This window comes from Anaerostipes sp. PC18 (genome assembly GCF_039789045.1).
Classification (GTDB): Bacteria; Bacillota; Clostridia; order Lachnospirales; family Lachnospiraceae; genus Anaerostipes; species Anaerostipes hominis.
Window position 1 is genome coordinate 2,839,926 of the sequence record NZ_CP121164.1, and the last position, 22,382, is coordinate 2,862,307.

Below are 22,382 nucleotides of genomic sequence, written 5' to 3' on the forward strand. Positions count from 1 at the left end.
ATTGTATCACAGTTTTTTGATTTCTTCTATTCTTTCTATTGCCATATCGTATCCCATCTGATAAGTCTCCCTGAGCACATCGATATCCTTTTCAAAACTGTCAATGGGATGATCCGGCCTGAGAATCACAGCCTTTCCTTCTCTCTCCAGTCTCTCGCAGTACCGGACAGTGCGGTTGTACTCCACATGACGGTTCAAAAGCAGGTCCGGAAGCTTCGGATACTTTCTTTTCAGCAGCCTTGATGTAACCTTATGGCTTTTGCTGAGCTCCTTTTTATATCCCTTTGGTCTTGTGAGTACGATCAAATGCTTGTCATTGCCGTCCCGTATCGCTTTGCGAACCGGGATCGGATCTGCGATTCCTCCGTCGAAATAAGGAACACCGTCCAGATTGATCGCCGGGAAAATAAGCGGCAGTGCGCAGGTTGCCCTCAGCATCATGCACTCCTCATCCAAGTCTTTTCCGTCTTTGTACTCGATTTCCCCGGTCAGGGCATTGGTAACTCCCACTAGGATTTTTCCGTCATATTTGTAAAAGGTGTCCCAGTCAAACGGATATAATTTATTTGGGATCACATTGTAAACAAAATTCAGCCCGAACAGGCTTCTTTCTTTGATAAGATTCTGTCTTCCTACATACCTGGGATCATTTCTGTGATTCATAAGGATCTGAAGATTTCTCTCCCTCTGTCTGGATACGTAAGAAAAGCCGTCACAGATGCCGGCTGACACTCCGATCACATACGGAAACATAATGTCGCGGTCCAGCAGGGCATCCATCACCCCTGCGCTGAAAATAGGCCGGAATGTCCCGCCCTCTAATATTAAACTTGCCATTTTCTCTCACTCCTAACTGCGTTTGGGCACTCCCCGTAATCCGCGGAAATGCTTCTCCTTTCCTTTATTATAACACAAAAACTGGAAACTTATTGTATGAGTTTTTATCACTTGATTGTCTCTTTTGGCTGATATTGCAATTTTCAAACCATTGCACTTTCTAATAAACAATGATACAATACGAAAGATGACCTTTAAGGTCGTTTTTGAAACTAAAATGGGAGCTTTTACGGGCTGAGAGGAAGGATGAACCTTCGACCATCATACCTGATTTGGGTAATGCCAACGTAGGGATTTAGATGCTTATTGTAACGGAAGCATGTACATTAAAAAGTAATGTTCCGAAAACTAAATACTGCATTTTAGATTCCCTCCCGACTGATTGAAACGAGGAGGTTGTAAGATGACTTACACAACACAGATGAATGCCGCCAGAGCCGGCATCGCGACCAAGGAAATGGAAACTGTAGCTGCCTATGAAGGAATGGATCTTCAAAAGCTTATGAATGAAGTTGCCGCCGGAACAATCGTCATACCGGCCAACAAAAATCATAAATGCTTAAAGCCGTTCGGCATCGGCAATTCCCTGAAAACAAAGATCAATGTCAACCTTGGAACATCCAGAGACTGTCTGAATATGGATATGGAAATGAAGAAAGTAAACCAGGCTGTCTCCATGGGTGCTGAAGCGATCATGGATCTTTCTTCTTTCGGGGACACTCAGACCTTCAGAAGAAAGCTTGTGGCTGAATGCCCGGCCATTCTGGGCACTGTTCCGATTTACGATGCCATCGTATACTACAACAAGGCTCTCAAGGATATCACATCCAGAGAATGGATCGACATATTTAAAATGCATGCGGAAGACGGAGTCGACTTCATGACCATTCACTGCGGGATTAACCGCAGTACTGCAGACCGTTTTAAGGCCATGAAGAGACAGATGAACATTGTTTCCCGCGGCGGATCATTGATCTTTGCCTGGATGGAAGCTACCGGCTGTGAAAATCCGTTCTTTGAATACTATGATGAGATTTTGGACATTTGTAATGAATATGACGTTACTCTAAGCCTCGGGGATGCCTGCCGTCCGGGGTGCATTAAAGACGCCAGCGATATTTCTCAGATCGAGGAGCTGGTAACTTTGGGAGAATTGACGGCCCGGGCCTGGAAAAAGGATGTCCAGGTAATGATCGAAGGACCCGGACACATGCCAATGGACCAGATACAGGCAAATATGAAAATTCAGCAGACTATATGCAAAGGTGCGCCTTTTTATGTGTTAGGGCCGCTGGTTACCGATATCGCCCCTGGATATGACCATATCACTTCAGCGATCGGAGGTGCCATTGCAGCGGCATCCGGTGCAAGCTTCCTGTGTTATGTTACACCGGCCGAGCATCTGCGTCTTCCAAATGTAGACGATGTAAAAGAAGGCATTATGGCTTCAAAGATTGCAGCCCATGCGGCGGATATCGCCAAAGGCATAAAAGGAGCAATCGATTGGGACAACCAGATGGCCAAGGCAAGGCAGAAGCTTGACTGGGAGGCCCAGTTTGATCTGGCTTTAGACCCTGAAAAGGCAAGAAGGTACCGCGCTGAATCAAAACCTGAAAGAGAAGATACATGTACCATGTGCGGAAAAATGTGTTCCGTTCGAAATATGAATGCTGTGTTGGCAGGTGAAGATGTCGACGTAGTATAAACTAAAGGAGGATTTCACAGATTTATGAATGAAGAAAGAGGCAGCTTTTCCAGCAGAATCGGCTTTGTGCTTGCGACTGCGGGATCAGCGGTAGGATTAGGAAACATATGGAGATTTCCATATTTGGCAGCTAAATACGGAGGAGGAAGCTTCCTTTTGATCTATCTGATACTTGCAGTGACCTTTGGGTTTACTCTGATGATCACCGAGATTGCCATTGGCCGGAGAACCGGAAAAAGTGCCATACATGCATTTTCCTATTTTAATAAAAAGTATAAGTTTATCGGTTATCTGACCAGTATCATACCGTTTATTATATTCCCTTATTACTGTGTCATTGGAGGATGGGTAACAAAATATCTGTTTGTCTCAATAAGCGGAAATATCAGCCAGGCGGCTGGAGATACTTTCTTTGAAGGCTTTATCAGCCAGTCCGTAAGCCCTATGGTATGGCTCCTGATCTTTGCAGGACTTGTATTGATTGTCGTAGCTCTCGGGGTTGAAGGCGGTATTGAAAAAGTCAGTACGATCCTGATGCCGGTCTTAATTGTATTGTTGATCGGAATCTCCGTATACTGCATTACCAGAAAGGGTGCCATGGAAGGTGTATTGTATTACATCAAGCCAAATCTCAGGGATCTGACACCTACCACATTCCTTGCTGCTCTGGGACAGCTGTTCTACTCCATGTCCCTTGCTATGGGAATCATGATTACATTTGGTTCCTATATGCCGAAAAAGTCTAACCTTGAGAAGTCTGTTTCACAGGTAGAGATTTTTGATACAGGTGTTGCATTCCTGTCAGGGCTTATGATCGTTCCTGCGGTCTTTGTATTTTCAGGAGGCAATGCGGATATGCTTGCATCCGGACCATCCCTGATGTTTAAAATGCTTCCGAAGGTATTTAACAGCATGGCCCTGGGAACTGTCATTGGAGCTGTTTTCTTCATTTTAGTTTTCTTCGCGGCGTTGACTTCTGCGATTTCTCTTTTGGAAACGCTGGTCTCCATCGTAATGGATAAGTTTCATTTATCCCGCATCAGAGCCTGCATTACCATGTTTGTCATTGCAATGATCATGGCAGTGCCGTCATCTCTGGGATTTGGTATATGGGGTCATATTAAGCTTCTTGGCTTCAGTTTTCTGGATTTCTTCGACTTCCTGAGCAACAGCGTCTTGATGCCGATTGCAGCATTCTGCACCTGCATATTTGCCGCTTATGTTATCAAACCAAAAGAAATCATTGATGAAGTGGAAAGTTCAGGAGATTTCAAACGAAAAAATTTATATATTCCAATGATTAGATTTTTTGCACCGATCTGTATCATAGCCATTCTCCTGTTCTCCATATTCCAGGGAATGGGAGTTATCACAGTGTAATAGGTGACACCTAAAAGTCAGACTTTATTGCGAAGTGGAAAATCCACTTCGCATTTTTCTTTTATGCCGCCAAGAGACTGAGTCTGTATTCAACCGGACTCAGCCATCCTAGCCTGGGTGCAGAACTGGAAAGGGCAGAGGATGGCCAGCATTGCTTAGAGTGTGGCATGAACGCCCATATAGCAAAGCCTGTTGACGTAAAAGAATTAACCGGCATTCTGAAAAAATACTTAAAATAAATTTATTAACAAAAGCGCATGCTCTTGTCATGCGCTTTTATTAATCACTGAAAAAGCTCTCAATCGGCCCCTGTTTTTTCTATACTGCTTTAACAACAATCCTTCATGGTCTTTCCTTCGCCGCACAGTCCTTCAAAGTCTTTTGTGAATGCGCCTACTGCGGCGGTTACAGCGTCATTTTTGATCAGTCCCTCTATGACATCCGGTGCGATGGTTGCAGCACCGATCCCATAGGCACAGAGTTCCAATACCTGCTGTGAATTCTTGAAGCTGGCAGCCAGCACTTCTGTTTTAAGCCCATTGTTCTGAAAAATATCGTGAATCTTCTTCACCGTCTCAATTCCATCGGCCCCCAGATTATCGATACGGTTTACATATGGCGCTGCATAAGCGGCGCCTGCCTTTGCCGCTAAAAATGCCTGCATCGGAGTATAAATGGCCGTGGCCGTTATCTTTACCCCTTTGGCAGACAGAAGTTTCATTGCCTTTAATCCTTCCCTTGTAGTGGGGACTTTAATATATGTATTCTCTCCAAGTCGTTTTTGCATTTCTTTTGCTTCTGTGACCATATCTTCGGCACTCTTTGAGACAACCTGCACGTGAAGGTCCGCATCTTTTCCGATAAATTCACGAATTTCACCAAGCACCTCATATGGAGGCCGTTTGCTCTTGGCTAAGATGGACGGGTTGGTAGTTACCCCTTCCACAGGAAAATACTCATATAAGTTTTTAATAGCTTCCACATCTGCATCATCAATAATAAATTTCATCTTGTTCTCCTTTATTTAAATTTCCATGATCGTATTGCTTACACCGCCCTGTCTTGCCCAGCTCTCAAATTCTCTCATCTGTGATTTGGAATACATCTCTGGATTTTCGGCAAAACAGAACTCTTTGCCAATTAAATGATACTTGGCTTCCGCCAGGGGGTTATAGTTTAGAATTTCATATGAAACATCGGGATATATCCTGCTGATATATCCGGCAATTTTCGTAATATTATCTCTGTACGCGGTAAGGCCCGGGATCATCGGTGTCCGTATGATGACCTGGTCTTTCTTTTCCGATTCCAGCAGATACCTTATATTTTCTTTGATCTTCGGATTTGGTACTCCCACGTACTTTATGTGTCTTTCCCCATCCATTATTTTAAAATCTGCAAAGATCAGATCCAGATACGGCAAAAGTTTTTCAAGTACTTCCTGTTCTGCATACAGGGAAGTCTCTATCGCAGTATGAATTCCTTCTTTTTTGCACTGCTCCAGTATTTCCAGTGCAAACTCCCATTGAAGCAGCGGCTCTCCTCCTGACAAAGTGACTCCGCCGCCATGCCTGTAAAATACCATGTCTTTTCTGATCTCTTCCATCACTTCTTTCACGCTGTACTCCCTGGAATCCATGGCGATAGCACCTGACGGGCACAATTCTGCAAGATATTCCCAGTCTTCCGACGCGTCAATATTCATGAGCATCGTATCTCCCCTGCATTTCATTCCGCCGTTCACGCTTTCTGCCGCACACATTTTACAGTGTATGCACCGGTTCTCAAAATATAGCGGACGCCGCCTTAATGAAATCCCCTCCGGGTTCTGACACCACACACAAGACAGGGGACAGCCTTTGAAAAAGACCGTCGTCCGGATACCGTCCCCGTCATGGGTTGAAAATCTGCGGATGTCAAAGATTGTTCCTTTCATATCATATGTCTCCGTAGCTGGTGCGAGCGATGATCTCATTCTGAAGTTCATCTGCAAGTTCTGTGAAATATGCGGTATATCCGGCCACCCGGACCGTAAGGCCCCTGTACTGCTCCGGATTTTTCTTTGCTGCTATGAGATCCTCTCTCCGTACAACATTAAACTGTATATGAGGGATTTCCAGGTCTACAAAGCTTCGCAGAAACCCGGCAAATTTTCGGATACCGGATTCGTTTTTAAAAAATTCAGGCAGAAATTTCATATTCAGCAGCCCTCCGTTTGTGGTAAGATTTTTATCCAGTTTTGATACGGATTTCAGGACCGCCGTCGGACCTTTCATATCTCTTCCATAAACCGGAGACATACCGCCGTCGGCAAGAGGCTCTCCTGCGTAGCGTCCGTCCGGTGACGCCCCGACATTTTCCCCCATGGGTACATGGGCTGAGACTGTATACATTCCCGTGTGGTATGGACCTCCGCGGTAGTTTTTAAATGTGCGCAGACGGTTTTTAAAATATTCGGCCCATTTTGTACCCATGGCGTCCACCCAGTCCACGTCGTTTCCGTACTTAGGCACTTTATTTAAGAGCATGGTCCTCATGACCTCATCTCCTTCAAAGTTTGTCTTTAATGCATGGAGCAGTCTTTCCGGCTCAATTTTCTTATCATCATAGACCATCTGTTTTACTGCCGCCAGGCTGTCTGCAAGATTTGCCACCTGGATCATCTGGATACCGGATAAGTTGTATTTTGCTCCTCCTGCTGTCACGTCTATTCCTCTTTCCATACAGTCGTCGATCGATGCTGAGAGAAACGGAGACGGCAGCAGGTCGATGTGTGCCTTCTCTACCTCCTCACAGGCCAGGATCATTTTGTCCATGAAATAATCGATCTGTTTTTGGAATGCATCTTCCAGTTCCTCAAACGTTTCATAAGTCTCAAGGCTTCCGTAATCAGGAGCGATCTTCTCTCCTGTGAGCAGACAGATTCCGCCGGTCATTGCGGCTTCCAGCGCCTTATTCAGATTAAACATGGCAGAATCGCTCCATCCGAGGTTATTTCCCTGTGTCGTCAGCTCCACGCATCCAACGATGGCATAATCCATGGCATCTTTTTCTTCGATCCCAAGCTCCATGACGGACGGGATCACTGCTTTGTCATTAAAAAACTGAGGCATTCCGCTGCCCTTTGACACGACACGGACCGCTTCAAATAGAAGATCATCCCCTGTGCCCTCGTGGAGCCTCACGGAAAGGTTCGGTTGAGGAAGTCCAAGGTGTTTCTGGGCCACCAGAAATAAAAACGAAAGATCATTGGAATAATCATTTCCATGCTCATCCTGGCCTCCGACAGCTATATTAAACCCGATCGGAAATCCTGCGAAATATTTTGCGCCGTGAGAATTTCTCATATAAACGATCTCATTGAATTTGAGCCACATACATTCGATGATTTCGAGTGCATCCTGTTTTGTGATTCTTTCTTCTTTTATGTCATTCTCATAGTAAGAGATCAGGTGGCGGTCCAGACGCCCCGGTGAAAATGAAGAAGCATTGGATTCCATCTGCAGAACCACAAACAAAAACCATATAGACTGCACCGCTTCATGAAAGGTCTCTGCCGGATGCTGACTCAGCTTTTTGCAGTTTTTTGCCACACAGATCATAGATTCTTTCTTGGCTTCATCGTCCTGATCTTCTGAAAGCTCCATCATCAGGTCATGATAGCGCAGCATAAAGTTTCTGACGCCTTCCATCACCAGAACGACACTTTCGTAGAAATTTCTCTGCTCCTCACTGCAGGATGTAAGTTTCTCTCTTGCCTGTTCCTGAAGTCCTGCCGGACCAAGCTTCAGCCATGTCACGCAGTTAGGGCAGATATGCCCCTGGGCATGGTCCTTTTGGTTAATCTTCACTACTTTTGATATCTCGTTTATTTCTTTTCCATATCTCTCATTTAGGACATCTTCCAGAGACTTTCCTTCCCAGTAAGGTTTAATCTCTTTTCTGAATGTTTCAATGTCTTCCGGATGGACATGGAACTTATCCTGCGGCCTTGTGGGAAGAGTCTCAAACTCCTTATCCACCCATGTGCTTCCGCTTTCCGGAAAGACCACCCCATAGCGGACTCCTGCCGTGCGGTTGCCCACAATCAGTTCCTCCGGTTCTGCACTGATCTTAATCTTCTCCAATGATGCTTTTAATGCCAGCGCTCTCTGAATAATCCTCGGCTGATCCTCATGTCGTTTGTAGCTGTCCGTTATAATGAGTGCCTGCTCAATGGAAGCATACCTTGGTTCCGATAACATTTTATCTTTTAAGTATTTTACTCTGTCTGTCTGAAAAACACCCTCCATATACTGCTCCTTCCCTGCTTTGTTCTATATATTAAAATTTATTGTTTTATATTATTATATATTATTTATTATTGTTTTGCAAGACATAATGCAAATTTAGTGTATTAAAAAAATTTTCTTCGTACTATCTTTATCCACTGCTGATTCGTTATATATAATAAGTGGATAAGTATTTTAAAGTTCCAGCAATGAGAAAGGAGGATTTTGTGTACAGTGATTTTCGATTAATCAGAAAAATGAAACAAGGCGATGATACTGCATTTGATTTGTTTATTCATACATATTACAAAAATATTTTAATTTACTGCCATTCTCATTGTTTTGATCAAAAGTATGCTGAAGATTTAACACAGGAAACTTTTATACATTTTTTTATAAAATTGTCTGATTATCATTACAGAGGAAAAACTTTGAACTATCTATATACGATAGCAGGTAACTTATGTAAGGATTATTTGAAAAAAATAAAAGAAACACCTGTGGAAGAAACAGAATTCGTCAGGGAACATAAAGCGGTGCATCAAATGGAGTATGTTTTGAACGAAATTTTTATTGAGCAGGCACTTAAACAATTACCAGATGAATTGAGAGAGGTAATTACTCTTTATTACTTTCAGGAACTGAAACTCAGAGAAATTTCTGAAACATTACAGATAGGTCTCCCATTAGTGAAATACCGTTTAAAACGAGCCAAGCAGCAGTTAGAAGAATGGATGAGAAAGGAGGAAAATTATGAATTTGGAAGAAAGGATGAAAATGTATAAAGAAACCGTACAGGCAGAACTGCATGAGGAAAGAATACAAGAAACAATCCGCAAATCAAAAACTGCCTTTTTAACGGCAGAACGGGAAAGAGTGCTGTCTTACCGTGAATTTTTATGGATACAGACAAAAATCATACAAAAAAAGTGGTGGGTTCTCCAGTTCTTACTTCTAGTGACATTGTGGATTCTTTTAACCTCTGTAACCGATGAAATATACGCAAAAAAAAGTATGGGGGTAATGGCGTCACTGTTTGTAATACTTATGATTCCTGAACTATGGAAAAACAGGTCATATGAGTGTATGGAAATAGAAGCTGCTTCTTACTATTCTCTGAAACAAGTATATGCGGCACGTATGCTGTTATTTGGCATTATAGATACCTTTCTGATTACTGTATTTTGCGGGACTGCTGCAGCGGGACTGCATTTTGGGGTGTCAGAGCTGGTCATTCAATTTCTTTTTCCATTGAGCATCACTGCCTGTATTTGTTTTGGTATATTATGCAGCAAATATTGTTTCAGTGAAACGGCAGCAATCATTTTATGTATTATATGGAGCGCCGTATGGCTGTTTATCATTTTAAATGAAAGTCTATATAAAATCGTTGCTGTTCCGATCTGGTTTACTTTATTGGGATTTGCAATTCTCTTCCTTGTCTTTGCTGTCTGCCGTATTTTAAAAAGTTGTAATAAATATTTGGAGGTGCCGCTTGATGAAATTAGAACTTGATCATTTAACAAAAAAATTTGGAGATTTTACTGCTGTAAACCATATAAATCTCACTATGAAAAACGGAGTATATGGTCTGTTGGGAGTAAACGGAGCAGGAAAAACTACGTTAATGAGAATGCTGTGTACCTTGCTGAAACCTACAAGCGGAACGATCCGCTGTGACGGCAGAGATATTTTCAAAATGGACAGCGAATACCGCAGATTATTAGGATACTTGCCGCAGGAATTTGGGTTTTACCCACAATTTTCGGTGCAGGATTATTTGCTTTATATTGCAGCATTAAAAGGAATCCCTCCGGCTGCCGCAAAAGAGCGGGTAAAGGAATTACTTTTTAAAGTAGGGCTATCAAAGGCAGCGCATAAAAAAATGAAAAAATTATCCGGCGGCATGAAACGCAGGGCAGGGATTGCACAGGCAATGCTGAATAATCCAAAAATCCTCATACTTGATGAGCCCACGGCAGGGCTTGACCCAAATGAAAGGATTCGTTTCCGAAACTTAATCAGTGAACTCTCAGAGCAAAGACAGGTTCTTCTGTCTACTCACATTGTTTCTGATATTGAATATATAGCCAATGAAATCTGGCTGATGAAAGACGGAGAGCTCATGCACAAAGGATCTGCAGATGAAATCATAAACTCTATGCCGGAAACAGTATGGGAATGTTTTGTAGAAAAGAATATGGTCTCTGATTTTATAAAAAGGTACAGGATTTCCAATATGAAAACAGAACCGGACGGAATTATTTTGCGCATTATTTCTCAGGAAAGGCCGTTTACAAATGCCAAATGTGTAAAAGCATCATTAGAGGATGTATTTTTATATTACTTTGGAGAAAAGGCAGGTGATGAAAATGCTGCGATTTGAACTGAAAAAAATATTTTCTAAGTTTAAAAACAGGATAGCCGTTCTGGTTTTATTGGTGACCCTCATTCTAACCAGTATTCTGACAATTAACAAAGTTGAGTATATTGATGATAACGGAAACAGCTCGACTGGAATCTCAGCGGCAAAAAACCTTAGAACAGCCCAGAACAAATGGGCAGGTGATCTTACCGAGGATGTCCTTCAAAAGGTGCTGGAGAAAAATAAGAAAATTAAAAATTCCAAAGAAGCATTGTCAGATGACCTGCTGGAACAGGATAAAGCATTTGCAAAAATGCAGGATATTACCGGCATTCTTGATGTTATTAATTGTGCATTCAGTAAATATAGAGATTACGACGGTTTTGCGGCTGACCATGTTTCCGGCAGGGATGTGAAAAATATTTACAAAAAAAGAATTTCTGCTTTAAAAGAATATCTTGATTCGGGAAAAGAAACTTTTACGGATGAACAAAAAAAATTTTTGATACGGCAATATAAAAATCTGGAAACACCTTTTCACTATGAATATATAGACGGATGGAGCGCATTGCTGCAGAACATATCCACATTTATTCTGATTTTAGCGTTAATCATTGGTTTTTTGGTATCCGGTATTTTTTCAGATGAGTTTCAGACAAAGGCAGATTCTATTTTCTTTTCAGCCAAATTAGGAAGAAGTAAAGGGATTTTATCAAAGATGTGGGCGGGATTTTTAATTACCACGGTTTTTTATGTTGTTTTTGTGTTTTTATATACTCTGACTGTACTTTTCGTATTGGGCACAGACGGTGCAAATTGCCCTATTCAGCTGGACATGTGGAGAAGTGTTTATAATATTTCTTTTCTGCAGGCATATCTATTTATTGCAGCAGGCGGTTATATTGGTACGCTGTTTGCTTCCATACTTGCTATGCTTGTATCGGCAATCACACGTTCGACTCCAACAGCCGTCATTGTGCCGTTCATTGTACTGTGTGCGCTTCCTTTTTTAAGCAGGATCATTACATTGCCGGGAGTGTGTTCTTTCTTTCCGGATCAGTTATTAGAAATATATATAGATATTAAAGAATCCGGACTTGTGGAATTAGGAGGAAAAGTCATGACCACAGCAGCCGTTATCATTCCTGTATATGCGGTCATATGCTTAATTCTTCAGCCTTTATTATACAGGATCTATCAAAAAGCAGAGATAAGATAGATAAAACGGTATAAAAGGGGGCGGCTTTACGAAAGCCGCCCTTGTTTTGTTTAAAGTTCCTCCACCATTTTTTCCAGCTTCGTAATGATTGCCTCTGCCTTCTTCACAGCATCACTGACTCCTACTTTGACCTTTGGAATATTTTCAAATCTGTCCTCATCCTTGATCGGCATATCCTTCGTAAGGATCACCGCATCCGTTCCGATCAGATCTTCCGGTGTAATCTGGTTCTCTATCCCGATAGACCCCTGTGTCTCCACTTTAATCTCGATCCCGTGTTTCCTGGCCGCTTTCTCCAGCGCCTCCGCTGACATATAGGTATGTGCCACCCCTGACGGGCATGCCGTAACCGCTAAAAATTTCATGATAGAATACCTCCTCTAGATTTTCTGATGTTCTTTATTCAAATGAAAGATCAATGTCTAAATCCCCTTCGTCTGTGCCTGCTGCCTCTTCTGTAATATCCTTCTTCAGCAGAATCATCAGCCCCGCAGTCACTCCGACGGCAATGGCAAGGGATACAAGAAATCCAATTGGATTTCCAAGGACAGGAATCATAATCAGGCCGGACCAGGCAACAGGATTTGTAATATTGAACAGATAACCCACGGCTCCGCCTACAGCCGAACCGATCATGGTCGATGGAATGACACGCAGCGGGTCGTTGGCCGCAAACGGAATAGCTCCCTCAGTAATCCCTACACAGCCCATGGCAACTGCACTCTTTGCTGCTTCTCTCTCTTCCTGGGTAAACTTTTTCTTTGCTAAAAATGCTGCCAGAGCACATCCAAGCGGCGGTGCTGTCATTGTCACAGCCATAGGCCCTGCATATGTATACACGCCGGCACTTACCGTAGCCACGCCAAAGGTATATGCTACCTTATTAAATGGTCCGCCAAAGTCAAAGCCTGCTAGCAGTCCGCATACTGCACCTAAAATTACTTTATTCCCATTTCCCAAATGCTCCATAACCTTTGTCATTCCGTCCATAATTCCTGCGATCGGTGCTCCAAGGACATACTGCATAAATCCCATGGTTATTAAAGAACCGACGATCGGAATGATCATGATGGGCATGATGGAGCTCAATGCTTTCGGCACTTTGATCTTTTTTAAATAGTAGCATACAATTCCGCCAAGAAGTCCTGTTACGATTCCTCCCAGGAATCCGGCTCCGACACTGATGGAGATCATTCCTCCAACAAATCCGGGACAAATACCCGCACGGTCTGCGATGGATGCCGCAATATATGCTGACAAAACCGGTACCATCAAATTCAGCGCGGTAGAACCAAAGTTCCATAAAGTTGCCATCCAGGTCCCTTCCGGCGGAACACCTCCCTGCCCGTATGCCATGACGGCAACTGCCATTAAAATACCTCCGGTCACTACAAACGGAATCATATGGGACACTCCGTTCATCAGATGTTTTCTTGTATCTTTAAAAATACCTGCAAGTTCGTTCATCTTCTCTCTCCTCCTTATAGTATCAGTTCCAACACTTCTTTTTCATTGGTTACATTCATGAGCTGCTCTCTGAAGTCATCATGGATGATCTTTCTTGACAATTTCGCCAGAATCTCCAGATGCTTATCTCCCTGTCCCGGGTCCGGAACTGCGATCTGAAAGACCATCTGGACTTTTTCATTCGCCCACTGCACCGGGTCTTTCAGCCTTGCAAATGCCAGAGACGGTTCCTTTACATGGACCGATTTCGCATGGGGTGTGGCGATCAGAAATCCTATACTTGTCGGCGCTCCCTCCTCTCTCTTTATAACATCCGCCACATATGCCGCCCTGTCATTCAAACGTCCCTGTTCTTCCATTACTCCGGCAATCTTAGAGACTGTTTCTTCCGGTGACGCCGCTTCCAGGTCAAATACGATCAGTCCTTCATTCATTAATTCCATAGTTCTTTACTCCTTTTGCTTCTTCTGCCGCTTTTAGCATGTCTTCACAGCATTGCTTTACTGTCTTTCCTTTAAGAAACAATCCCGATGTTCCTCCGGTTAAGATGTCTGCCCCGGCTTTTACCGCTCTCGGAATCGTATCCTGATTGATGTTGCCGTCTGCCTGAATCTTCGTCTTCAGTCCTGCATCGTTCAGCATCGTCCTCATCTGCCTGATGTGACCGAGTGCCCCCTCCTGCATCTTTTGTCCTGAAAACCCGGGGTCGACTGTGAGTTTTAAGATCCAGGCCGCTTCACCTGCCAGTGTGATGAAATTCTCCCCCGGGGGTGTCGTGGATTTATATGCCAATACCGGCTGGACACCCGCTTTCCTGATCTGTTCAAGCACCCTGAGAGGTTCTTTCATCGCCTCATAGTGTACCGCTATGTAATCTGCTCCCGCATCGGCATACATGCCGATATAGCGCTCTGGCTCATAAGCGGCCAGATGAGCTTCTATGGGGAGGCTGGTTATGCCTCTCATCTGTTTTAAGAGTGTTTCCGATAATATGAAACAATCATTAAACCTTCCATCCACCATATCATAGTGAAAAAACGAGATTCCCGCTTCCTCGGCTTCCTCTACGGCATCTGCCAGATGACACAGATCCATGCAGGAAACAGATGCAGAAACCATAAGTTCCTTTTCCGCTGCTCTTTTCATAGCTTTCCTTTCTTTTTATTATTTATCCTTGTTTATTATTATTTTATATTTATTTATATTATTATTCAATATCTCTTTTGTTCTCTTTTTGCAGTTGTATATCTGCAAAAACGCTGCACTGCACCGAGGCAAAACCAAAAATTGCGGGTAAACAACTGCAGTTTATGACATAGCGTTCAGTCTCTCTTCATTATATAAAAAAAGAAAGTGCCCAAAAGACACCTTCTTAATCCGAATTCATCATGATAATATTCTTGATCTCTTCTTTATTACCCGCTTTCCTTATGAGTTTTGCCGCATTCTTTTCCATCGTCATTTCGTAAAATGTTTCAAAAAATGCTCTGGTGGACTGAATGTCTTCAAAATTCAGCGCCAGTAAAAATATCACATCCACGCTTCCCTCATCCCACTCAACTTTATGGTCCGTCTTTATGATCGCCACAGCCGGCTTTTCAACGAGATTTGCCATGCCATGGGGAACCGCAACGCCTCCTCCCAGCACGGATACGCTGATCTCTTCTCTTCTCAGTACATCCTCATAAAAGCCGTCCTTTACATAGCCCCCGTCCTGCAGCTTTCTGCACACCTTATGTAACAGGGCTTTTTTCGTCAATGTCCCCGACTCCAGAAAAATCAGTTCGTCCTCCATCAAATTCTTAATGGTCCATCGTTTTTCCAGATTCTTTTTCTCTTCTTTCATCTCATGACAAATTTTCTTGATCCTGAAGACATCCTGCTCTCCCACAAGCGGAGTCGTATAAACCACATAAGGGTGTTTGATCTTCAATGAGGGAACCGTGGTGATCACAAGGTCATACTGACTCTCATCTATCATGACTCCTGCATTTGCCGGGAGTACAGATGTAACATTGATATCCATAATCTTATGTTCGATCTTCCTGGTAATGATCTGAGCGATCCCCACTCCGCCGCTGCCGATAACGACTGTATTGATGTCCCTCTTATTCTGAACCATGGCCCCGCCAAAGAGAATTGCCATATATGAGATCTCATCTTCCGTCGGAAATGCGCCCACAAGGCTTTCATATTCTTTGCTTGCCGTAAAACAGGCTGAAAATATGGCTGAGTACGTCCTCTTTATCTCTTCCAGAAAAGGATTTTTAATCTCAAACCCAAACTTTACTCTTATGAAGGAACTGTTCAGAAATAAGGCTGTACTTGTCTTTAGCAGAGGATCTTCCCTGAAATCTCTCCCCACAATGGAAGAAATGTACTGAATCATGTTCTGGGCGGCGTCTTCGATATCTATCTCTTTTTCGATCAGAAATTTTTTATTAACAATGCGGCTGCTGTTCTGTACTTCCGCTCCGAGAAGCAGAAGATATAGATACAATCCCTCCCTCGGGTCAATGTTCATCCGGAATTGTCTGTTCAGAAGTCCTGTGAGTATGTCGGTCCAGTCGGCGATCTCCTCTACCAGTGTAAGTCTGCTGATCATAGACTCTTCCAGACAATGTCCTCCTCTCAGCCGATTCATCTGACTGCTCGTATATTCGGCCAGCATACAAAATGTATAATCATTAAACTGCATGCCGATCTGTCTCTCCAGCTGCTGAATACAGGAAATTACCTTATCGGCTGTGCTCTTTCTGTACTGAGATAAAAATCTTGCATATGTCACCGGATCGATTCTGTAATCCGGCACTGTGGCTGACTTCGGAGCCTCCTCCAGATAAACTTTCTGATTTTGGCATACCAGAACTTTTCTCAGGTCAAATTCCCGGCCCTGTATGACAATTCCTTTTCCCACGATCTGCCTGATACATACTCTGTCCGGCTCTAAAATCTTATTTGCCTTCTCGATATCTGTGCGGATCGTGGATTTGGAGACAAACAGCTCCTCCGCAAACAAAGACGCCGTGTAAGGCTCCCCATTTTCAATCAGAGTCCTGACAATATAGCGCATCCGGTATTTTCTTGTTTCGCAGGGGATATGGTCTTTCGGAAATAAGTGTTCCAATTCTTTTCTGTGCAGCCCTGCCTGAAGACAGACCCCTCTTCCCCTCCGGCGGACAAGCTGATATCCATTCTCTTCACAAAATTCAGCTGCCTCTTTCATATAATTATGTACACTCCGCTCAGAAATCTCCAGCATCCCTGCAATTCTCTCATAGGTGATAAAATCATCATCCTGATGGATCAGCACTTTCATTATTTTTTGTGCAGTCTTGGAAAGCATAGGAACTCCTTTTTATTACTTTTTATCATTGTTTATTGATATATATTATTTATTATTTTAGACTTTCCTATGATTTCTGTCAACGCTCACTTAAAGGCATCCCTTCCACTATCAGTAAAAACCACTGAAAAAGGCCAGAAAATATCCTGTATTTTCTGGCCTTCCCATATCACTCTTTTATTATTCTGTTGGTTTCAGGTTTTTCAGTGAAATATCCAGGATCGGAGCCGAATGGGTCAATGCCCCGGAAGATACGAAATCCACTCCAATCTCTTTGATCTTCTTTAACCGTTCCTTAGTCACATTGCCGGAACACTCTGTGAGAGCACGACTTCCGATGATTTTAACTGCTTCCTTCATCATTTCATCCGACATGTTGTCCAGCATAATAATATCTGCACCTGCCTCCAGGGCGTCATTCACCATGGCAAGATTTTCGGTCTCTACTTCAATCTTCCGCACAAATGGAGCATACGCTCTTGCCGCATAGACTGCCTCCCGGACCCCTCCGGCAGCGCCGATGTGGTTGTCTTTCAGCATCACCCCGTCAGAGAGATTATAACGGTGATTCTTGCCGCCTCCGACTGTTACCGCATATTTCTCAAACGGACGCATATTCGGTGTTGTCTTTCTCGTATCCAGAAGCTGTGTGGAGGAACCTTCTAATTCTTTTACGAGGGAATTGGTAAACGTTGCAATCCCGCTCATTCTCTGAAGATAATTCAGCGCCGTCCTCTCTCCTGACAGCAGGACCCGGATGTCTCCTCTGAGCACTCCCATAAGCTGACCGGCTTTGATCTCGTCTCCATCGCTCAGCTTTGTCTCGAAAGTTACGTGTTCATCCAGAAGTGTGAATACGCGGTGAAACACTTCCAGGCCTGCGACAATTCCGTCCTCTTTACAGATCAGCTCGACCTGTCCCTGTCTTGGTTCTGGCATGACAGCATTGGTGCTGACATCCTCTCCGGTGATGTCCTCTTTTAACGCATTCAGCAGATACTCATCAATATTTACCGCCATTGTTACACCATTTATCATAGAAATCCCCATCCTTTCTTTTGATCTCTTCCAGCACAAGACGTTTGTTCTCCTCCTGAATACCGAAAATATCATGATACTTTGCTAAATCAACCTGGCATTCTGAAGGCTTTTTTGGTGCCTTTGCAATATCCTCGGCTGATTCCAGGGCAAAAACAAGAGATTCCAGCAGAGAATTGCTTGCCAGCCGATTCTTTCCATGGACTCCATTGCAGCTGGTTTCTCCCACTGCATATAAATCCTCCATGGATGTACGGCTTCTTAAATCTACCTTGATTCCTCCCATAAAATAATGCTGTGCGGGAGTCACCGGAATCCATTCCTTCGTCATGTCATATCCTTCTTCCAGGCACTGCTTATAAATGTTAGGAAATCTTTGTCTGATCCGCTCTCCGTCCAGATGAGTCACAGACAGCCGCACATAATCGGTCCTATCTTTCTCCATCTGCTCACGGATGGCCGCGGTCACAATATCTCTGGGCAGCAGCTCATCTATAAACCGTTCCCCGTCTTTATTGTATAAATAGGCTCCTTCCCCTCTGACAGACTCCGAGATCAAAAAGCTCCTGCCCGGCTTGTCAGAATAAAAAGTAGTCGGATGAATCTGTATGTAATTGATATTCTGGATCTCCACGTTATGGCGCAGGCAGATTGCCAACCCATCTGCGGTGAGATGTCTGTAATTGGTGGAATGTCTGAACAGTCCTCCCATTCCTCCCGTTGCGAGTACGGTCTTTCCTGCATAGATGCAGTCCACATCTCCTTTGGATGTCACATAGACAACTCCCCGGCAGGCCCCTTTTTCCTCAATCAGGTCGATCATCGTAGAGTGAGTAAGGATCTCAATGTTATCCCGCCGTTTCACTTCCTCATAGAGCTTGCCCGTAATTTCTTTTCCTGTCACATCATCATGATGAAGAATCCGGAAAATGGAATGTCCCCCCTCCCGGGTATACTCAGTCTCCCCATCTCTCTGATCAAACTGAACACCGAATCCGATAAGCTCATGGATAATTTCCCTGGAACGAGTGATCATCTTATCCACGGCTGCTCTGTCATTTTCATAGTGTCCTGCCTTCATGGTGTCTTCAAAGTACAAGTCGTAATCTTCTTCATTGCGCAGTGCGGAAATTCCTCCCTGCGCCAGAAAGGAATCACTTTCCTCTACTTCTGTCTTGGTAATCATAATGACTCTGTAATCTTTTGGAAGGAACAGAGCGTGAAACAATCCCGCAGCGCCGGTTCCAACCACAATTACATCTGCTGATCTCATAATTAAAAATAATCCTTTCCCCCGGATAAACGGCTGCTTTTTATCTACTGAGCGATACGCAGCATCTTATCCAACGCTTTCTTTGCGTCAAGACGCAGTGTCTCATCCAATTCCACCTGGTTTTTCATATCTCTGAGTGTGTCTCTGACATTTTCAAGGGTGATCCTCTTCATGTTCGGACAGAACTGTCTGTGTCCCACAGAATAAAACGTCTTGTTCGGATTCTTCTGCTTAAGTTCGTATAATACCCCCATCTCTGTACAGATGATAAACTTGTCCGCATCAGATGCAGTGGCATAATCGATGATCCCGGATGTGCTCCCTACATAGTCGGCCAGTTCCACTACATCCATCGTACACTCAGGATGTACAAGGATCTCTGCATCCGGATGTGCTTCCTTGGCTTTCTTAACATTGTCTGCGGTAATGCTTGTATGTACATGACAGAATCCGTCATTGTAAATAAAGTTCTTCTCCGGTATTTTTGATCCGATATATCTTCCCAGGTTTTCATCTGGAATAAAGAAAATATTCTTCTGAGGCAGAGCCTTTACAATCTTCATGGCATTGGAAGATGTCACACAGACATCCGAATAAGACTTGATCTCTGCCGTAGAATTTATATAACAGACCACTGCCAGATCATCATACTCTTCTCTTACTTTCCGGATCTTGTCCAAGTCTACCATATGGGCCATCGGACAGTCAGCCAGCTGGTCCGGCATGATCACAGTCCTGTCAGGATTCAGGATCTTTGCACTTTCTCCCATAAAGCTTACACCGGCAAAACAAATCACATCTTTCGACTCATTCAGCGCTACCTTTGCGAGGTAATACGAATCCCCAACATAATCCGCAATTGCCTGTACAGCATCATCTACATAATAATGGGCCAATAAGACCGCATTTCTTTCTCTTTTTAAATCTTCAATCTCTTTTGCGAGGTTATCCATCCTTTTCCTCCTTAGCAAGGGAATTATCCCAACTGATATGATTCCATATTAAGATTAAATATACCACTTTGATCAATTGTTATCAAGTATTTAGAGGGAGTTTCCGGCATAAATGCTTAACTTATAACAACAAAATACTTAAAACAGCATCCTTATCAACGCCGCCGATTCCGTTGATAAAGATGCTGTCTTCTTAGAGATTATGAATACAAAATTCTTTCAATTCCTCTTCTGCCTTTTTCTCATCCGCACCATCTATGATAAAGGTTACTACTTCATGCTGATGAGCCCTGAGTGTCAGAAGAGATATCATATTTTTGGCATTCGCTCTCTGAGATCCCTTTTCCAGAGTTATTTTGCTCTGGTACGTCCGCGCCTTCTCCACCAGCAGTACAGCCGGACGCGCATGGATCCCAACGGGTGACTGCACCTCAAAATCAAACTGCTTCATCTTTTTCCTCCCTGATCATACCTGGACAGATTCACCTCTCAGCCTTTCGATTTCTTCCGCGATCCGTTTTGCAAATGAGAAGGACTGTTTCATTGCAAAGCTTTTGATCCTGATGGGATTTGAGAACAAAGAAATCTGTTTCTCCCGGCCATCCCGGAGTTTGATCAAAACCTTCAGGTATTGAATCGTACCCGCCTCTTTTGCCTTGATCTTATATTCCAGTTCTTCAAGAGACATAAAAGGTCTGTAATCGATCCGACACCTGCTGATCCAATCCAGCGAATAAAACTCCGGCTCTGAAACCTGCTTTTGGTTAATGCGGTTATTGAGAAGGCAGACCTTTCTGTTTTTCTCATCCATCAAAATATAATTCCCGATCCGCCCTGTAATTTCAAAGTCCTCTGAAAGTTCACTCTTCCTTTCGCACAACTCCCTGATTTCACCATAACTTTTCTTTGCGATCGTCTCTGTAAAATAGTTGCTGGCCTTTTCATAACATTCTTTGCAGATATACCCTTCCGCATATCGAAATTTCTTAAACATTCCCAAAGGTGCATCACAGATATCACATGTCCTCATTTCCAAATCACCCTTTCTGCTCACGGAGCACTTCTGACAGCGCCCCATATATCTTTTTATACTTCTGGTATTTGATTTCATAAAGCCCCGCATTATATTTTCTTGGGTTAAAACATTTTTTAATCCGAACGGTCCTGCCAACCATCTGCTCAAGTGTTACGTCCTGCCCTGCAGCTGCGGCTGCCATGAGCGCTATGCCATATCCCGCTCCGGTCCCGCTTTCCAGCTGTTCTACTCTCGTATTCAGGACATCCGCAAGAATCTGCATCCATACTTCATTTTTGGAGCCTCCGCCGGTCACTTTCAGATTCTGAAGCGCAGTCCGTCCAACGTGCATGACTTCTGTAAGCTGTCTCACACCAAAACAAATCCCTTCCATGACTGCAGCAGTTATCTCCTGTCTTGCAGTTTCAGTTCCGATGCCGATCAAAGCTCCCCTCAGAGCCGGATCTCCATAGATCGTCTTGTCACCTGCAAGGTGCGGATAAAAGATCAGATTGTTTTCTCCGAGTTTTGAAAGATCCACTCCGTCAGTCTCAGCCGAAAAATCATCTGTTTTAAGAATCTGTCTGACCCACCAGCCAAAACTGCTTCCCGATGACTGTACCACACCCTGGACCAGAATCACGGTGTTTTCACCATCCACAGAAAACATAATATTTTTTCCTTTTGCCCCAAACTCTATCTTTTCCTTCGGGAACATCAGGACACCGGATGTTCCAAGCGAAAGGACCGGATACATATTGGAAAAGCATCCTGTGGATATGGCTGCTGCCGGATTATCTCCGGTGCCGACAATCACTTTTACCTGCTTTTTGAAGCCGAATTTTCGCCTCCAGACTTCGGCCACATATCCTGCCGTCTCTCCGCTTCCTTTTACCTTTGGATAAATGTCCTCCGGAAACCCTAAGATTTTCCGGATCTCCGAAGACCATGTTCCTGTCTTTAAATCAAATAGAGAAGAAGTGGATGCCTCACAATAATCAGTCTGACACTGCCCCGTAAGCCGAAAAACGATATAATCCGGTCCGATCAAAAATGTCTTCATCTTCTGAAAATGTTCCGGTTCATTTTTCTTCAGCCACAGCAGGTTAATTGCCGGGCTTCCGGTGGAAATGATATTGGAGATATAGGAAACTTCCGGGACCTTATAGATCTTTTCTTTTGTTTCCTTTACAAGATCCATGGTCCTTGTGTCATTCCACATCAATGCCGGGCGTATAGGCGCTCCGTCCCATCCAAGAAATACTGCGGTATGCATCTGTCCCGTGACACCAATGGCTCCGATGTGCTCCGGATCTTCTCCTGAAAGAAGTTCCGCCATGGCTTCTTCCACCGCATTCATCCAGATTTCGGGATCAATCTCCTTCCATCCCGGTTTTGGCTGTGAAATTTCATACTCTCTGCTGCTTTCTCTCCTGATCTCTCCCGCTCCGTCGATCAGCGTCAGCTTTGCAGAAGAAGTCCCTATATCAATTCCAATATACTGTTCCATTTG

Annotated in this window: 21 protein-coding genes and 1 riboswitch; of the genes, 6 read left to right on the forward strand and 15 right to left on the reverse strand. The window is 43.7% G+C overall.

Translation table 11 applies throughout. The annotated features are described in order from the left end of the window. Positions 1-6: 6 nt before the first annotated feature. Complete coding sequence (locus P8F77_RS15265; RefSeq protein ID WP_148460327.1) at positions 7-837, reverse strand: patatin family protein; 831 nt, start codon at positions 835-837, stop codon at positions 7-9. A 207-nt stretch (positions 838-1,044) separates the two neighbouring features. Next, positions 1,045-1,148: riboswitch (TPP riboswitch) on the forward strand. A 92-nt stretch (positions 1,149-1,240) separates the two neighbouring features. On the opposite strand from P8F77_RS15265, the gene thiC reads away from it, so the two are divergent. Continuing rightward, entirely contained in the window at positions 1,241-2,542 is a 1,302-nt protein-coding gene (thiC, locus tag P8F77_RS15270; protein ID WP_347256175.1) for a phosphomethylpyrimidine synthase ThiC, read from the forward strand. A 24-nt stretch (positions 2,543-2,566) separates the two neighbouring features. After that, positions 2,567-3,922, forward strand: coding sequence for a sodium-dependent transporter (locus tag P8F77_RS15275; RefSeq protein ID WP_270432474.1), 1,356 nt, complete (start codon positions 2,567-2,569; stop codon positions 3,920-3,922). Between the two features lie 328 nt (positions 3,923-4,250). On the opposite strand, the gene P8F77_RS15280 is transcribed toward P8F77_RS15275, so the two are convergent. From P8F77_RS15280 to P8F77_RS15290, 3 genes are read right to left on the reverse strand one after another with little or no spacing between them, the layout of a single operon-like run. After that, complete coding sequence (locus P8F77_RS15280; RefSeq protein WP_024726478.1) at positions 4,251-4,931, reverse strand: transaldolase family protein; 681 nt, start codon at positions 4,929-4,931, stop codon at positions 4,251-4,253. 15 nt (positions 4,932-4,946) lie between these two features. Further along, complete coding sequence (locus tag P8F77_RS15285) at positions 4,947-5,858, reverse strand: glycyl-radical enzyme activating protein (RefSeq protein WP_287519176.1); 912 nt, start codon at positions 5,856-5,858, stop codon at positions 4,947-4,949. 1 nt (position 5,859) lies between these two features. Then, the gene (locus P8F77_RS15290) at positions 5,860-8,214 is read right to left on the reverse strand and encodes a formate C-acetyltransferase/glycerol dehydratase family glycyl radical enzyme (RefSeq protein WP_287519179.1); all 2,355 of its coding nucleotides are present in this window, start codon (positions 8,212-8,214) and stop codon (positions 5,860-5,862) included. 206 nt (positions 8,215-8,420) lie between these two features. Here P8F77_RS15290 and P8F77_RS15295 point away from each other — a divergent pair, with 206 nt between their 5' ends. The 4 genes from P8F77_RS15295 to P8F77_RS15310 are packed head-to-tail and all read left to right on the forward strand — an operon-like array spanning position 8,421 to position 11,777. Then, complete coding sequence (locus P8F77_RS15295; protein WP_287519182.1) at positions 8,421-8,978, forward strand: RNA polymerase sigma factor; 558 nt, start codon at positions 8,421-8,423, stop codon at positions 8,976-8,978. Then, complete coding sequence (locus P8F77_RS15300) at positions 8,947-9,708, forward strand: hypothetical protein (protein ID WP_287519185.1); 762 nt, start codon at positions 8,947-8,949, stop codon at positions 9,706-9,708. The genes P8F77_RS15295 and P8F77_RS15300 overlap by 32 nt, the downstream gene beginning before the upstream one ends. After that, complete coding sequence (locus tag P8F77_RS15305; RefSeq protein WP_347256176.1) at positions 9,692-10,579, forward strand: ABC transporter ATP-binding protein; 888 nt, start codon at positions 9,692-9,694, stop codon at positions 10,577-10,579. The genes P8F77_RS15300 and P8F77_RS15305 overlap by 17 nt, the downstream gene beginning before the upstream one ends. Next, positions 10,566-11,777, forward strand: a complete 1,212-nt coding sequence (locus tag P8F77_RS15310) for an ABC transporter permease (RefSeq protein ID WP_347256177.1) — start codon at positions 10,566-10,568, stop codon at positions 11,775-11,777. The genes P8F77_RS15305 and P8F77_RS15310 overlap by 14 nt, the downstream gene beginning before the upstream one ends. A 50-nt stretch (positions 11,778-11,827) precedes the next feature. Here the strand turns inward: P8F77_RS15310 and P8F77_RS15315 are convergent, their stop codons facing one another. The 11 genes from P8F77_RS15315 to P8F77_RS15365 all read right to left on the reverse strand — a co-directional run bounded on the left by P8F77_RS15315 (position 11,828) and on the right by P8F77_RS15365 (position 22,379). Beyond that, a complete protein-coding gene (locus P8F77_RS15315; RefSeq protein ID WP_270432456.1) occupies positions 11,828-12,142 on the reverse strand; it encodes a PTS fructose-like transporter subunit IIB in 315 nt (104 codons plus the stop codon). Positions 12,143-12,176: 34 nt separating this feature from the next. Further along, entirely contained in the window at positions 12,177-13,244 is a 1,068-nt protein-coding gene (locus P8F77_RS15320) for a fructose-specific PTS transporter subunit EIIC (RefSeq protein WP_270432450.1), read from the reverse strand. A gap of 14 nt (positions 13,245-13,258) precedes the next feature. Continuing rightward, entirely contained in the window at positions 13,259-13,687 is a 429-nt protein-coding gene (locus tag P8F77_RS15325; protein ID WP_024726470.1) for a PTS sugar transporter subunit IIA, read from the reverse strand. Beyond that, a complete protein-coding gene (locus P8F77_RS15330) occupies positions 13,671-14,390 on the reverse strand; it encodes a ribulose-phosphate 3-epimerase (protein WP_270432448.1) in 720 nt (239 codons plus the stop codon). Before P8F77_RS15330 ends, P8F77_RS15325 begins: the two co-directional genes overlap by 17 nt. Positions 14,391-14,616: 226 nt before the next feature. Then, entirely contained in the window at positions 14,617-16,590 is a 1,974-nt protein-coding gene (locus P8F77_RS15335) for a PTS sugar transporter subunit IIA (RefSeq protein WP_287519192.1), read from the reverse strand. 180 nt (positions 16,591-16,770) lie between these two features. Continuing rightward, the gene (gene nadC, locus P8F77_RS15340) at positions 16,771-17,625 is read right to left on the reverse strand and encodes a carboxylating nicotinate-nucleotide diphosphorylase (RefSeq protein ID WP_334293352.1); all 855 of its coding nucleotides are present in this window, start codon (positions 17,623-17,625) and stop codon (positions 16,771-16,773) included. Further along, positions 17,594-18,901, reverse strand: a complete 1,308-nt coding sequence (locus tag P8F77_RS15345) for an L-aspartate oxidase (protein WP_287519199.1) — start codon at positions 18,899-18,901, stop codon at positions 17,594-17,596. Before P8F77_RS15345 ends, nadC begins: the two co-directional genes overlap by 32 nt. Before the next feature lie 44 nt (positions 18,902-18,945). Beyond that, complete coding sequence (nadA, locus tag P8F77_RS15350) at positions 18,946-19,854, reverse strand: quinolinate synthase NadA (RefSeq protein WP_024726465.1); 909 nt, start codon at positions 19,852-19,854, stop codon at positions 18,946-18,948. 193 nt (positions 19,855-20,047) lie between these two features. Then, positions 20,048-20,305, reverse strand: coding sequence for an HPr family phosphocarrier protein (locus P8F77_RS15355; protein ID WP_024726464.1), 258 nt, complete (start codon positions 20,303-20,305; stop codon positions 20,048-20,050). Positions 20,306-20,320: 15 nt separating this feature from the next. Beyond that, a complete protein-coding gene (locus P8F77_RS15360) occupies positions 20,321-20,884 on the reverse strand; it encodes a DUF4428 domain-containing protein (protein WP_287519204.1) in 564 nt (187 codons plus the stop codon). 7 nt (positions 20,885-20,891) lie between these two features. Then, complete coding sequence (locus P8F77_RS15365) at positions 20,892-22,379, reverse strand: xylulokinase (RefSeq protein WP_148459454.1); 1,488 nt, start codon at positions 22,377-22,379, stop codon at positions 20,892-20,894. Positions 22,380-22,382: the final 3 nt, after the last annotated feature.

Coding starts and splice junctions, on each gene's coding strand:
- P8F77_RS15265 (WP_148460327.1), bottom strand. CDS start 837: ATGGCAAGTTTAATATTAGAGGGCGGGACATTCCGGCCTATTTTCAGC.
- thiC (WP_347256175.1), top strand. CDS start 1,241: ATGACTTACACAACACAGATGAATGCCGCCAGAGCCGGCATCGCGACC.
- P8F77_RS15275 (WP_270432474.1), top strand. CDS start 2,567: ATGAATGAAGAAAGAGGCAGCTTTTCCAGCAGAATCGGCTTTGTGCTT.
- P8F77_RS15280 (WP_024726478.1), bottom strand. CDS start 4,931: ATGAAATTTATTATTGATGATGCAGATGTGGAAGCTATTAAAAACTTA.
- P8F77_RS15285 (WP_287519176.1), bottom strand. CDS start 5,858: ATGAAAGGAACAATCTTTGACATCCGCAGATTTTCAACCCATGACGGG.
- P8F77_RS15290 (WP_287519179.1), bottom strand. CDS start 8,214: ATGGAGGGTGTTTTTCAGACAGACAGAGTAAAATACTTAAAAGATAAA.
- P8F77_RS15300 (WP_287519185.1), top strand. CDS start 8,947: ATGAATTTGGAAGAAAGGATGAAAATGTATAAAGAAACCGTACAGGCA.
- P8F77_RS15305 (WP_347256176.1), top strand. CDS start 9,692: ATGAAATTAGAACTTGATCATTTAACAAAAAAATTTGGAGATTTTACT.
- P8F77_RS15310 (WP_347256177.1), top strand. CDS start 10,566: ATGCTGCGATTTGAACTGAAAAAAATATTTTCTAAGTTTAAAAACAGG.
- P8F77_RS15315 (WP_270432456.1), bottom strand. CDS start 12,142: ATGAAATTTTTAGCGGTTACGGCATGCCCGTCAGGGGTGGCACATACC.
- P8F77_RS15320 (WP_270432450.1), bottom strand. CDS start 13,244: ATGAACGAACTTGCAGGTATTTTTAAAGATACAAGAAAACATCTGATG.
- P8F77_RS15325 (WP_024726470.1), bottom strand. CDS start 13,687: ATGGAATTAATGAATGAAGGACTGATCGTATTTGACCTGGAAGCGGCG.
- P8F77_RS15330 (WP_270432448.1), bottom strand. CDS start 14,390: ATGAAAAGAGCAGCGGAAAAGGAACTTATGGTTTCTGCATCTGTTTCC.
- P8F77_RS15335 (WP_287519192.1), bottom strand. CDS start 16,590: ATGCTTTCCAAGACTGCACAAAAAATAATGAAAGTGCTGATCCATCAG.
- P8F77_RS15345 (WP_287519199.1), bottom strand. CDS start 18,901: ATGAGATCAGCAGATGTAATTGTGGTTGGAACCGGCGCTGCGGGATTG.
- nadA (WP_024726465.1), bottom strand. CDS start 19,854: ATGGATAACCTCGCAAAAGAGATTGAAGATTTAAAAAGAGAAAGAAAT.
- P8F77_RS15355 (WP_024726464.1), bottom strand. CDS start 20,305: ATGAAGCAGTTTGATTTTGAGGTGCAGTCACCCGTTGGGATCCATGCG.
- P8F77_RS15360 (WP_287519204.1), bottom strand. CDS start 20,884: ATGAGGACATGTGATATCTGTGATGCACCTTTGGGAATGTTTAAGAAA.
- P8F77_RS15365 (WP_148459454.1), bottom strand. CDS start 22,379: ATGGAACAGTATATTGGAATTGATATAGGGACTTCTTCTGCAAAGCTG.